The sequence below is a fragment of the Sphingobium lactosutens DS20 genome, from assembly GCF_000445105.1.
Taxonomy (GTDB): Bacteria; Pseudomonadota; Alphaproteobacteria; order Sphingomonadales; family Sphingomonadaceae; genus Sphingobium; species Sphingobium lactosutens.
In genome coordinates this window covers 77,210-89,563 of record NZ_ATDP01000073.1, presented here as the reverse complement: position 1 = coordinate 89,563, position 12,354 = coordinate 77,210, and the positions used below count along the sequence as shown (strand labels likewise).

9 protein-coding genes and 1 tRNA gene are annotated in these 12,354 nt (G+C 60.7%); 3 read left to right on the top strand and 7 right to left on the bottom strand.

The features are described from left to right. Positions 1-34 precede the first annotated feature (34 nt). Together RLDS_RS34695 and manD are read right to left on the bottom strand one after the other, a co-directional pair. Positions 35-1,300, bottom strand: coding sequence for an MFS transporter (locus tag RLDS_RS34695; RefSeq protein ID WP_031297610.1), 1,266 nt, complete (start codon positions 1,298-1,300; stop codon positions 35-37). A 344-nt stretch (positions 1,301-1,644) separates the two neighbouring features. Further along, a complete protein-coding gene (gene manD / locus RLDS_RS34690) occupies positions 1,645-2,853 on the bottom strand; it encodes a D-mannonate dehydratase ManD (protein WP_021225039.1) in 1,209 nt (402 codons plus the stop codon). 131 nt (positions 2,854-2,984) lie between these two features. On the opposite strand from manD, the gene uxaC reads away from it, so the two are divergent. Next, a complete protein-coding gene (gene uxaC, locus RLDS_RS34685; protein ID WP_031297608.1) occupies positions 2,985-4,403 on the top strand; it encodes a glucuronate isomerase in 1,419 nt (472 codons plus the stop codon). Beyond that, positions 4,400-5,797 carry a mannitol dehydrogenase family protein gene (locus RLDS_RS34680; protein WP_021225037.1) on the top strand — a complete coding sequence of 466 codons (1,398 nt, stop codon included), beginning with the start codon at positions 4,400-4,402 and terminating at the stop codon, positions 5,795-5,797. The genes uxaC and RLDS_RS34680 overlap by 4 nt, the downstream gene beginning before the upstream one ends. Positions 5,798-5,917: 120 nt before the next feature. On the opposite strand, the gene RLDS_RS34675 is transcribed toward RLDS_RS34680, so the two are convergent. The 3 genes from RLDS_RS34675 to RLDS_RS34665 all read right to left on the bottom strand — a co-directional run bounded on the left by RLDS_RS34675 (position 5,918) and on the right by RLDS_RS34665 (position 8,847). After that, a tRNA-Ile gene (locus RLDS_RS34675) sits at positions 5,918-5,993 on the bottom strand. A gap of 26 nt (positions 5,994-6,019) precedes the next feature. Next, positions 6,020-7,057 carry a polysaccharide deacetylase family protein gene (locus RLDS_RS34670; protein WP_021225036.1) on the bottom strand — a complete coding sequence of 346 codons (1,038 nt, stop codon included), beginning with the start codon at positions 7,055-7,057 and terminating at the stop codon, positions 6,020-6,022. 53 nt (positions 7,058-7,110) lie between these two features. Then, the gene (locus RLDS_RS34665; RefSeq protein WP_021225035.1) at positions 7,111-8,847 is read right to left on the bottom strand and encodes a sensor histidine kinase; all 1,737 of its coding nucleotides are present in this window, start codon (positions 8,845-8,847) and stop codon (positions 7,111-7,113) included. Between the two features lie 175 nt (positions 8,848-9,022). On the opposite strand from RLDS_RS34665, the gene RLDS_RS34660 reads away from it, so the two are divergent. Continuing rightward, a complete protein-coding gene (locus RLDS_RS34660; RefSeq protein ID WP_021225034.1) occupies positions 9,023-9,496 on the top strand; it encodes an Lrp/AsnC family transcriptional regulator in 474 nt (157 codons plus the stop codon). Between the two features lie 25 nt (positions 9,497-9,521). Here RLDS_RS34660 and RLDS_RS34655 read toward each other — a convergent pair whose 3' ends face one another. Next, positions 9,522-10,718 (bottom strand): tetratricopeptide repeat protein, encoded by a 1,197-nt coding sequence (locus RLDS_RS34655; protein ID WP_052034091.1) that lies wholly within the window; start codon positions 10,716-10,718, stop codon positions 9,522-9,524. Positions 10,719-10,891: 173 nt separating this feature from the next. Then, positions 10,892-12,166: a hypothetical protein gene (locus RLDS_RS34650; RefSeq protein WP_031297605.1), complete on the bottom strand. Its 1,275-nt coding sequence runs from the start codon at positions 12,164-12,166 to the stop codon at positions 10,892-10,894. Between the last annotated feature and the right edge of the window lie 188 nt (positions 12,167-12,354).

Genomic DNA, 12,354 nt, shown 5'->3' with positions numbered 1-12,354 from the left:
ACGATAGCGACAATCGCCCTGCTCGGCTCGCCACCTAATTTTTCACGCCCATCTTTTCGCGCAGCAGCCCCCACAGCACGGCCATCCCGACCAGATCCAAGGCAGCCAAGGCGACAAATAATGGGCTGTATCCGTAGCTGTCAGCGCTTTGTCCGATCAGCAGCGTGAAAAGCATGCCGCCGATCCACGCGGCGGTCCCCGCCATGCCACTGGCCGTTCCGACCATCTTGCTATCGAATACATCGGAGCAGAGCGTGATCAACGCGCCGTTCAGCATCTGATGCGCGAACCCGCCGACGCAAAATAAGGCGATCGCGAGGCCGGGCGAGCCAGCAAGACCAATGCAGGCGGGGCCAATCATGCAGAGCGCGCCGATCGTCATCGTGATTTTTCGCGAAGCCAGGGTCGAGGCCCCACGCCGCATGAGCCAGGCCGGCATCAATCCCGCAGCGAGCGAACCAAGGTCCGCCGCAAGAAACGGCATCCATGCCCACATGGCAATGCTCTTCAAATCCAACTGCCAAACCGCGACAAGATAAAGCGGAATGAAGAAATTGAAGGTCTGCCAGGCCGGCTCCGCAAAGAAGCGCGGAATCGCGATGGCCCAGAAACCACGCGACTGAATGACCTCCTTGCGCGTGGCGGGTCGGCCAGTCGACTGCTCAGCCGCCTGCCCTTCCTCAATGAAGGCGCGCTCTTTCGCGGTGATTCTGGAATGGCGCTGAGGCGTATCATAACCGAACCACCACAAGGCCGCCCAGAACAGACTAAGCCCGCCGGTTACGAGAAAAGCCGACTGCCAGCCCCAGGTCAGAATGCAGAAAACCACCAGAGGCGGCGCGATGATGGCCCCCACGCTGGTCCCCATCTGGAACGCACTGGTCGCCAATGGTCGTTCGGACGCGGGGAACCATTCGGACACCGACTTTGCGCCGGCCGGAATGGCGGCGGCCTCCGTCGCGCCCAACAGACCGCGGAAGAAGGCAAGGCCCTGCCAACTGGTTGCCAACCCATGCGCCATATTCGCGATCGCCCAACCAACGGCGAATAGAAAGAAGCCCAGCCTGGTGCCGAGAATATCCAGTATCGTTCCCGCGACCGTTTGCATCACGGTGTAGGTCATCTGGAAAGACAAGACGACGAAGCTGTAATTCTCCGTCGACATGCCAAGCTCTTCCATCAGCGTCGGCGCCGCCACGGAGAGTGTCGACCGGGCCAGGTAATTCAGCACGGTACCTACTGTCACCAGACTGATGATCCACCAGCGCAAGCCCAACCTTCGACCAGATTTCTGCTTCATTCGTCCGCGCTTTCTTTATCGTGGTTCAGCAATGGCGCACCGGCCGGGGCAAAGCGGAATGCTGGCCAACTTGGTCATCTGCCGGGTCCGGCCATCGGCAGAACCGACCGGCGATCGTTTTTGAAAAACGGCGTACGGGGTCAGGCAGATTTCAACTGGTTTGACCAGTCTGTAGCTAGTGGCTGTTTATGTCAATCCTGCTGCGATCATCCATCACCTCATGCAGGCGGGGCGTAGCCATCGTTAAGCCCCTGCCCCACGCAATCCCCGATACAGCCAGAACGTCTTGTCGACACCCCCGCCCCACCGGAAATATCAGTCAGGCAGAGCCGACGATGGGACGCTCACCAATTCCACATCGTTCCATCTGACAGGCGCGCGACAGGCAGATATGCCGGTTTATAGGGGTATTTGGCCGCCAGCGCCTCATCGATGTCAACGCCGTGGCCGGGCGCTTCTCCGCAAAATAGTTCGCCGCTCGCAAAATGATAATCGTGCGGGAAAACAGCGTCGGTTTCCTCGGTATGGCGCATATATTCCTGAATCCCGAAATTGGGGACCCACGTGTCGAAATGCAGTGCCGTACCCATGGTGACGGGCGACAGGTCCGTTGCACCGTGACTGCCGGTGCGTACCTGATAAAGGCTGGCCAGATCGGCGATGCGCCGCAAATGGGTCACGCCGCCTGCGCTGACGATCGTGCAGCGGATATAGTCGATCAACTGATTCTGGATCAGGTCTTTTGCATCCCAGATCGTGTTGAAGATTTCACCGACAGCCAATGGCGTAACCGTATGCTGCCTGACCAGTTTGAACGCCTCCTGGTTTTCCGCAGGCGTCACGTCTTCCAGCCAGAAGAGTTGATAGGGCTCCAGCATCTTACCCAGGTTCGCAGCCTCCTGCGGTGTGTAGCGATGATGACCGTCATGCAATAGATGATGGTCAAACCCATAGGTTTCGCGCAATTTTTCAAACAGTTTAGGGACATAGTTCAGCGCTTTTCGCGTGTCCCAGCCGGTAACGGAGGGAAGTGCGGCATCGGCCGGTTCATAGAACAACTTGCCCCGCCCCACGCCGTAGGCATCCTTGATGCCGGGAACACCGGTCTGCGCCCGAATCGCCTTGTATCCAAGATCGATATATTGACCCACTGCGTCGACCGTTTCGGCGATGTCGCTGCCGTTCGCATGGCCATAGACCATGATGCCGTCCCGGCTGCGCCCGCCCAGCAATTGATAAAGCGGCATATTCGCCATTTTCGCCTTGATGTCCCAAAGCGCCACATCGACGGCGGCAATGGCCCGCATCGTAACGGGTCCTCTGCGCCAATAGGCGCCACGATAGAGATACTGCCAGATATCCTCGATCCGGCGCGGGTCCATCCCGATGAGGCAGGGGATGACGTGATCTTCCAGATAGGCGACAACCGCTTTTTCGCGGCCATTCATGGTCGCGTCGCCGATGCCGTAGACGCCTTGATCCGTCATGATCTTCAGCGTGACGAAATTGCGCCCTGGACAGGTCACGATGACCTTGGCCGATATAATTTTCACAACTGCCCTCCTGCATCGCGCTCGGCGACATACTCTCTACCCCAGCCTCGATATTGGCTTTACCTATTTTGATCAATAGGCCATATGTCTTAACTGATGTGAATGCTGGTAGCTGGGGATCGGCCGCTCAAATGACTGGACATAAGTTGGAACTACATCCTGATCGGTTATTTCCGTCGGACCCTACGATCAGGAACATTGCGCGCAGCCTGTATGCCAGCGTCGCGAACTTGCCCATTGTCAGCCCACATGGGCATACGGACCCGGCGTGGTTCGCGTCCAATGCACCATTTGGAAATGCGACCGACCTGCTTTTGAAACCGGACCATTATGTGTTCCGAATGCTCTATTCTCAGGGCGTTCCCCTGGAATCGCTCGGGATAGGCAATGGCGATGCCGATCCGCGCAATGCGTGGCGCATTCTTGCCGAACATTACCATCTGTTTCGCGGAACGCCGTCCCGCATGTGGCTGGACTGGGTATTTTCAGAAGTCTTCGGCATGACCGCTCAGCTGGACGCCGGGACAAGCGACCTTTATTTCGACACGATTACGGACAGGCTGGCGTCTGACGACTTTCGCCCGCGCGCCCTTTTTGATCGCTATCAGATAGAGGTGATCGCCACGACGGAAAGCCCGCTCGACGCGCTTGACCATCATGCGTCCATTCGCGCAGAAAATCAGAAAGCAGGCGGCTGGCAAGGCAGGGTCATCACCGCTTATCGACCCGATACGGTCGTCGATCCCGAATTTGAAGGCTTTGCTGACAATCTTGGCCGATTAAGCGATCTGACCGGAGAGGATTGTTTCAATTGGCAGGGTTACTTGGCGGCCCACCGTCAACGCCGGGCCTTTTTCAAGGACATGGGCGCTACGTCCACAGACCATGGCCATCCCACGCCACGCACCGCGGATCTTGGGGCGGATTCTGCCAAGGCCTTGTTCGGGAAAATCTGCTCGGGCGAATTTACGGCACAGGAAGCCGAAATATTCCGCGCCCAGATGCTGACCGAAATGGCCGCCATGAGCGTCGACGACGGACTGGTCATGCAAATCCATCCCGGATCGTTCAGAAATCATAACGATCCGCTGTTCCGCCGGTTCGGCCGTGACAAAGGCGCTGACATTCCGATGCGCACCGAATTCGTCGCAAATCTCAAACCGTTGCTGGATCGCTTCGGCAATGACCGAGATTTGTCGATCATCCTCTTTACATTGGACGAAAGCGTTTATTCGCGCGAACTCGCGCCGCTCGCGGGTCATTATCCGTGTTTGAAGCTGGGACCAGCCTGGTGGTTCCATGACAGTCCTGAGGGAATGCGTCGCTTCAGGCATATGACAACCGAGACAGCGGGTTTCTACAATATGGTTGGGTTTAATGACGACACCCGGGCTTTCCTGTCCATCCCTGCCCGTCACGATGTTGCGCGTCGCATCGACTGCGGCTTTCTGGCCCAGCTAGTGGCTGAACATCGGATCGCCGATTGGGAGGCCGCTGAACTGGCCCATGATTTGACCTATCGTCTGGCGAAGAAGGCGTATCGATTGTGAGCGCGGCACCCCGCTTGTCCGCATCGACCCTTGCGCGATACAGCCAAGACTTCTGCCCGCAAACGCGTTCGGAAGATCAGGAAGGTCCCCGGATCGTCCACTTTGGCATAGGCGCGTTTCATCGCGCGCATCAGGCTTGGTATACCGATCGCGCGGCCGCGACAGGTGGACAGCAATGGGCGATCACAGGCGTGTCAATGCGCTCGGCCGGGGTTGCCAACCAGCTCAATCCGCAAAACGGGTTGTACAGCCTGTCGACCTGTTCTGCGCAGGGGCGTTCCATTGAAGTGGTGCAAGCGGTTCACAATGTGCTGGTCGCCACCCGCGAACGAGACGCCGTGATCGCCGCGATCGCCAGCCCGCATACGCACATCCTGACGTTCACTGTCACGGAAAAAGGATATTGCCGAACCTCCGGCGGCTTTCTCGACCTGGAAACAGCGGAACAAGGCAGCATTTATACTCTTCTGGAAGATGGGCTACGGCGTCGCGCGCAAAATGCCTGTCCTGGATTGACGCTGCTGTCATGCGACAATCTTTCCGATAATGGCCGGCAGCTCGAACGGCTGCTGCTTGATTTCGTCACTGTGCGCGATGCCGACCTTGCCGCCTGGATTGCCAAGGAATGCAGCTTCCCAAATTCGATGGTTGACCGCATCGTTCCCTCGACGACGGACACGGACAGGGCCTTGGCCGCTGAAACATTGGGACTGATCGACGAAGGCGCCGTGGTGACCGAACCGTTCAGCCAATGGGTGATCGAGAACCGGTTTGCCGGGCCCAGACCTGCTTGGGATATGGTTGGTGCAGAATTGGTGGGTGACGTGGCACCCTATGAAATGGCGAAGCTCAGGATGCTGAATGGGGCGCATTCGGCGCTCGCCTATCTTGGATTGGCGCGTGGCCATGCATTTGTGCATGAAGCGGTGGCGGACCCTGCGATCCGTCCGGTCGTGGAAATGCTGATGCGGAACGAAGCGCAGCCCAGCATCGCTGCGACCGCTGATCAGGACCTGTCGCACTACGCAAATGCCCTTCTGGACCGTTTCGCCAATCCTGCGCTCAATCATCGGCTCATTCAGATCGCGATGGATGGAAGCCAGAAAATACCGCAACGCTGGTTGGAGACGCTGTCCTATCATCAACGCCAAGGACGCCCATGCCCGGCAATTTTGACGGCGGTGGCGGCGTGGCGTGCCCATCTGCGAGGAGATAATATGGCCATCTGGGGCCCGGTTGAAGATCCCATGGCGGATCAACTTGCTACATTGGCGCAGCAGGATGATGCGGCCTTTGCAGAGCATATGTTTGGTGAGGCAGGACTGTTTTCCAGTTACTGGACGGCCGACAGCGCATCCATGTCGCAGCTTCTGCAGGCACTGGGGCGAGTTTAGAACGGCGCGATTGGGGTATTCGCGCCTGCCCCGCCTCCGCCATGCGGGCAAATGACGGCCTGACGCCTTTCGACAAAGCGATTGCTGACCGCTATTTGGATCGCGCTTTACGGAAGTGGTTGGTGGGCCCGGCAGGACTCGAACCCGCAACCTAGCCGTTATGAGCGGCCAGCTCTAACCATTGAGCTACAGGCCCCACCTTGACCGCCCGATTAGGCAGCATCACGCCGCTTTGCAAGCCTCTGCGCGCAGCGGGACGGCCGCCAGTAAGTCATTGAGACCGGCAGGCGCGACGCCACGATATGCCATATGAGAAAGTACGACGTCCCACCATTTGTAGAAGGCGGTGAGGTCTCCTTCGCTGCGCACATAGGGCGTGTGTCCCGGCGCCAGCGTTGGCGAATGGAAGCTGAAATTCAGCACCCGCACCCCCTCCTCGATCAGCGCGTCGATCGCGGCAATCGCATCACGCGCCGGCACGCCTTCCGGAGTCAACGGCACACGGCTGAGCAGGCGCGCCCGCGAAAGTGCCGCTGCCAGCGGCCTGACGCGCTGTGCCGTGCGATACAGCGCCTCTCCACCGCCGCGCGCCAGACCGATAAAGGCCGTCGACAAAGGAAGCTCGATGAGGGAACGGCTTGGTCCCGCCCAGTAAGGGTTTTGGGGCAATCCTTGAAAGTCAGGCCCATGCTGACCGCTATAATCGAAGCGGCTTCGTACCGATGTGTCGAGTTTGAAGCCGCCATCCTCCAGCAGCCGGGCGCTGTGCGGTCCCACACCGTAACGCCCTGCCCTGTAACAGATCGGGCGCGCGCCGAACCGCGCCTCCATCTGGCTGCATAACGCTTCCAGCTTGGCGCGCTCAATCGCTTCGGGCAGGAAGCCGACATAGGAATTGGCGGCATTCACCTCTTCTGTGTGCGGCGGATTGACCCACGGGTGCAGATGCGCGCCAATGTCGGCCGAACCGTCTGCTCGCCATTGCCCGAGCAACGCAACAGCCTGGTCCGATTCGACGATCGGATAATCCGTGACATAGACAGGCTTTACTCCGGCAGCCTGAAAATAGGCCTGCCCGCGCGCCATGCCCCGCAGCGCGGTGACACCATGGCCCGTGCGGCTGAACGGTCCATCCCAGTCAAACTCTTCTTCGGTGTCGACAAAGAGCATGAACCGGGTGCCGAAACCCGTATCGAGCTGGATGCGGTCCTGATCCAGGGGAGGCAGGAGCAAATTGCCGTCGTGCGAAGAAGCGATCATGCCCATCCTCTATCGCCCAATGGTTGCCATAGGGTTGCGACGCCTCTGCGCGATCAGCCGATATCGACAGCCCCGCTCGCAACGCCAGCAACCGGAATGCTCAATAAGATACGCTTCGTTTCGATGTCGAGCGATCCGCCACAGGCACCGGCCAGACTACGGATCAGCCGCAGCGAAAATCCAAGGCCCAGCAGTGGTCCGTCAACCCAATTGCCATCTGCACTATAGCCCGGGTCAAGGAGTTGCGCTTCCTCCAGTCCCGCCAGTGTCGAAGGACGGTCGACCGCCAGCACCACGCAGCCATGCCCGGCATCGGGACGCATCCAGCAGGCCCCCGTCACCGCCTCGTCCCGCGGCGCCACGGACACGATGGTTCGCACCAGATGCTGCACCATGCGCTCACCCTGAACAGGATCGACCAGAATCTGTGGCAGGTCAGATGCGATCGCAATGTCGATCGCGGGCAATTCCGCCCCTCCCTGGTCACAAAAACGATCAATGACCTGCCTTATCAGCGTTTCGGGGTTGATGCGCTTCGGCGCTCCATTGCCATCACCGCGCGAGACGCGGGCCGCCAGATCCAGATCCTCGAACGCGACCAGCAAGTGGCGCGCGTCAACCGCGATATTGCCCGCCATCTCGCGATATTGCCCGCCGACCGCGCCAAATAATTCCTGCTCGATGATCTCGGCAAAGCCGAGGATCGCGTTCAAGGGCGTGCGAAGCTCATGCACAAGCTGTCGCAACGAATCGGCCGAAAGCCCGGCGACCTCCATCGATGGCGGGACGGTGCGGGCCGCGACCTCATGCAGATAGGGACGCCGCGCTTCACCGCGGAATCCCTGGAAACGCCCGGACTGGGGGTCAAAAAAGGGCATGGCGGACATGCGCCACTCCCCCGCCATCACACCATCCATGATGGTGAAGCGACCGTTTTGAAACCCACTCCGGCGAGCGAAAGCGCCCGCAACATGACCATCCGGCCCGCTTCCGCCCTCCAGAGCCGCCTCGCCCAGGGTCAAACCGATCAATGCCGCGCGCGGCCCCTGATCGATCCAGAGAATCGCCCCGGACGTATCGGTTTCAAAGGCGAAGGCGCGGGGCGCTTGAGTTTGCGCCTCGCTTTGGGCGGCTGGCTCACCGACCGGGCGCCGATTGCTCGTAAATTCAGCGATGCGATCGACCAGGTTCCGAATCTGATCCTGATCGCGGCCGGATACCGAGGCGAGCCTTGGTGCAGACGGTGCCTTGTCGGCCAGCCGCGCCTGCGGCTCGGGCTCCGACGCTACCTCCTGCATCAACAGAAGCGCATCGTCGCTCTCGTGATCGGAATTTGCCGCCGTGAGGACCAGATCAGCCGCGCCGAAGGCCTGCAGCGCCTTGCGCGTGTAAGGCCCCATATCACGCCGACCGCGCAGCACGCCCCGCGCGGTCGGCGTCAGCTGCGGCAGAATCTCGGCCCATGCAAGGTCGGGAAGCTGGGCGCGCGCGATAGCGGCCGCCGCCACAGAAGGCCGGTCATTGGCGAAGAAGCTGATCAACGCAGGCGACCGCAATCGCCGACCCAATTCCACCACCGTCGCGATCCGCTGGGCTTCACTCAGTTGTGGTCGTAGCATGGCAAGTCGGCCGAGCAGCAGGTCCCGCTCCTCGTCAGCCATGGCATTTCGGTCGGTACGGTCATGTTGCGCCAGAAGGTCAACGCACTGCCGCCACAACGTCACCGCGCTCAGTCCAGAGCGGCTTTCCGCCGCCAGTACCGTTTGCAGAAGATCGTTGAACCGCACCATATTCCCCATCAAACCGCGCCGCGACGCGTTGCTCCCTCTTCGATAGGCGCATGTTCGGCTGAGGGGAAGGGGTTGGTCCGCGACAGAAACAATCCGTCGCATAGTGGGACAATTGCAATGCCCTGAAATATTATTATGATGCGGCGATCACTCAAGATAGGAAATAATCTGGATAATGGCCGGCCCCAATATCGACGACATCGACCTGCAAATCCTTGGCGAATTGCAGAATGACGGGCGGATGACAAACGTGGAATTGGCGCGCAAGGTCGGGCTGACTGCCCCGCCATGCCTGCGCCGGGTGCGGGCGCTGGAGGAATCGGGCGCAATCACCTCCTATCATGCCGTCGTGGACCCGGCCATGCTGGGCTACACGATCACTGTCTTCGCCATGGTCAGCCTCAAGAGTCAGGCCGAGGCGGATCTGAAGGCATTTCAGGAGCATGTCGACGGATTGCCCGAAGTGCGCGAATGCCACATGCTCAATGGTGAAATCGACTTCATTCTCAAGGTCGTGGCGCGGGATTTGCAGAGCTTCCAGCAATTTCTGACGTCGAAACTGACGCCAGCTCCCAATGTCGTCAGCGTCAAGACATCGCTGACCATCCGCACATCGAAGAATCAGCCAGGCGTGCCATTGCCGGTCTGAGCCGGCAGCGGCTCATTGGCGATGCTTAAGCTGCGCCGGCTTTACGGTTCTGCTGGTCGATCCAGGTCGACCAGAAACCCGCAACGCTGGCCCAGTCGCTGTCGGTCGCCTGCGCAAGCGCCGCCTGCGCGCCGGCATAGTCGCCCGAGCGCGCCAGGGCGATACCCAACCGCGCGTTGACGCGGCCGGCATCCACGCCGCCCTTGGACAGCGCCAGCCGATATTGCTCAACCGCCTGCGGGAATTGGGCGAGCGACACATAATTGTCGCCCAGGGCGAGCGCTTCCTTGCCGGTCGACGCGGCCGCCGCCTTTTTCGCCATCGCAGGCAGGCCGGCAATTTCCTTGGTCGCCTTGGGCGTTACGGTCTTGAGCAGCTGGCTGGTGGCGGCCTGTTTGGCGGTCAGCTTCCCCGCCTTGCGGCCGGCCTCGATAATGGCCTTCGCCTCGGCAAAGAAGCCGGCCTTTTCGGCGAGCTGCGCATAGGCCTGATAGTCCCGCTCACTGGCCATGGCGCCATTGGCGGCTTGAAGCCGGTAGAGGTCCAGCTGTGCCTGCGCCTCCAGATCGGCGGCGGACATATAATTGGTCAGCGCAGAGCGCCAGTCCTGCGGACTGGCCGTTCGCGCGAGGCGTTCCCGATAGAGCGCGCCCACTTCCTTGAAATCCTGCGCCTGATAGGCGAGCGAGATCGCACGGTCGATCCAGGCGAGCGGCACCTCTTGCCCAGAGGCGCGCTGGCGGGCGAGCGCTTCGCGAAGCAGGGGGCGCGCCTCCTTTGGCTTGTTCCGCCGCAAGGCAATGTCGGCGCGCAGCATGGTCGCGTCTATGCCGTCATATCCCAGCGTTTTGGCATAATCGAGTTGCGCGGTCGCATCGTCATAATTGCCGACCATGAAGGACAGATAACCCGCAATGTAGCGCAGACGCGGTGCTTCCGCCTTGGGAAGCTCAGGGCTTTTGAAAAGGTCGGTCAGCGCGATCCGTTGCGCCTGCACGTCGCGGCGCTGCACGGCCAATTGGTAGCGCATGGCAGCCGCGACATAGGATTCGAAATCGGACGTCGGCGACAGGGCGTTGATGCGGCTTGCCGCTGTGGCGGTATCCCGCGCCTTCAATGCCGTTTCGGCCGATGCCGCGCTGGCGCGAAAACTGTCGGACATGGTGATGGGCGGGCCTGCCACCACGATCTTCTTTTTCTTCGCCGATACCGGCACTGTCATCAGCGCGCTCAAGGCGACCGCAATTGCCAGTCCGCCGCGCAATCCGTTCAAACCACCCACAAAAGCCCCCGCCAATCCTGTCAATCTCGTCGGTGCGATACCCGACCGTAACCGCCCTGCCTTGCAATAAGAAGGCCGCCGGAACCGTTATCGGCTCCGGCGGCCCAGTGCGATCAGGCGCCCTTGGTGCCCAGATAGGCCAGCCACAGGCCCGCGATCTGCTTGCGCGCGCCGCCCTGCACGGCTTCAAAAGCGGCCTTGGCCCCGCCCATATCGCCACTCATCGTCTTGGCGATGCCCAACCGGGTATTCACTTCGTCCGCGTCGACGCTGCCCTTCTGCTTGGCAAGCTCGAACATGGCCGCGGCCTGGGCATAGTCGCCATAGCCGAGATAAGCGTCGCCGGTCGCCGCTGCGACTTTGCCATTCGCCGCTTTTTGCGCGTCCGCCGCCGCCGCACCCAAAGTGCTCTTGTCGCCCTCAATCTTGGAAACGGCGTTCTGATAAATGTCGCCACCCTGGGTAGCGCTCAAGACACCCTTGCTGCGGCCTTTATCGATGACGGACTTCACCTCGCCAAAAATGCCGGTCTTGGACGCCATTTCGGCATATTCGGTGAAGTCCTGCGCGACCACCAGGCCGTCCGACGCGCCCAGAAGGCGCAGCACGTCCAGATTTTCGCGGTTGGTGATGTTGGGATTGGCGCGCTGGAACAGGCGAACCAGGGTACGCAGATTTTCGCCGCTGGGATTGGCCTGATACGCCATCTTGGCCCATTCCGTCACGTCAGGCAGCTTGGCGGCCTCAGCGCGACCAACGCCGATCTGATACCATTGGGCAGGCACCTGCTGTCCTGACGCTTTCATGGCATCCGCCGCCGCCTTGAGCGCGGCCAGACCCTGCTGCGTAAATCCGCGCGCGGGTTCCGCCGACGTGTTGGTCGTCCCGGCCTTCCCGAAATAGGCCTGTGCGATGGTCGGCTGCACAGCCTCTGCCTTATACCCCGCCGCAAGCGCCGCCTGGCCGCGCTGGATCGCGACGTCATAGTTTTTCTGGCCCAACGCCGCATCGGCCGCGACGGCATTGAACTGGCCGGCCTGCTCGGGCGGCGTCAGGCCGCTGTCGAGCATCTGATTGAGCCCCTCCATCTTGAGAGTCTCGTCATTATTGCCGATGCCAGCGTTCAGCTTGATCGCGCCGATCTGATATTTATCGTCATTGGACGTCGCCTTGCTGTCCGCTTCGGCGAGCGCTGCCTTCGTGGCAGCCAGATCCTTGGCTTCGGACGCCTTCTGCGCCGCCTGCAGGGCCTTGAGCACGTCGGGCGTGACGTTGAGCTTCGGCCCGGCCTTCTTCTCTTCCTTCTTCGCGGCAAAGACGGGGGTCGAAACCGCGCCGCTCGCCATCGCCAGAGTCAGCGCGAGCGCCACCGGGGTTACAAAACGCATGATCCTCATCTCCTCTGCACCTGTATCCAGGCGACCTTCCAGGGTTTGGCAACCGGTTAGGGGCCGGCGCGTGAACGGGCTTTGAACAAGCCTAAATTGGAGTGATTTGCAACCTCTATGCTCAGCTTTCGTTCCGGGCGGCGCACCCGACACGCGCGCGCGAGGGGTGACAGATTTGTTTCGCTGGG

Bases quoted from the DNA above. Each gene is read 5' to 3' on its own strand.
- uxaC (WP_031297608.1), top strand. From the start codon at position 2,985: ATGACTGGACATAAGTTGGAACTACATCCTGATCGGTTATTTCCGTCG.
- RLDS_RS34655 (WP_052034091.1), bottom strand. From the start codon at position 10,718: ATGACAGTGCCGGTATCGGCGAAGAAAAAGAAGATCGTGGTGGCAGGC.
- RLDS_RS34670 (WP_021225036.1), bottom strand. From the start codon at position 7,057: ATGATCGCTTCTTCGCACGACGGCAATTTGCTCCTGCCTCCCCTGGAT.
- RLDS_RS34665 (WP_021225035.1), bottom strand. From the start codon at position 8,847: ATGGTGCGGTTCAACGATCTTCTGCAAACGGTACTGGCGGCGGAAAGC.
- RLDS_RS34660 (WP_021225034.1), top strand. From the start codon at position 9,023: ATGGCCGGCCCCAATATCGACGACATCGACCTGCAAATCCTTGGCGAA.
- RLDS_RS34650 (WP_031297605.1), bottom strand. From the start codon at position 12,166: ATGCGTTTTGTAACCCCGGTGGCGCTCGCGCTGACTCTGGCGATGGCG.
- RLDS_RS34695 (WP_031297610.1), bottom strand. From the start codon at position 1,300: ATGAAGCAGAAATCTGGTCGAAGGTTGGGCTTGCGCTGGTGGATCATC.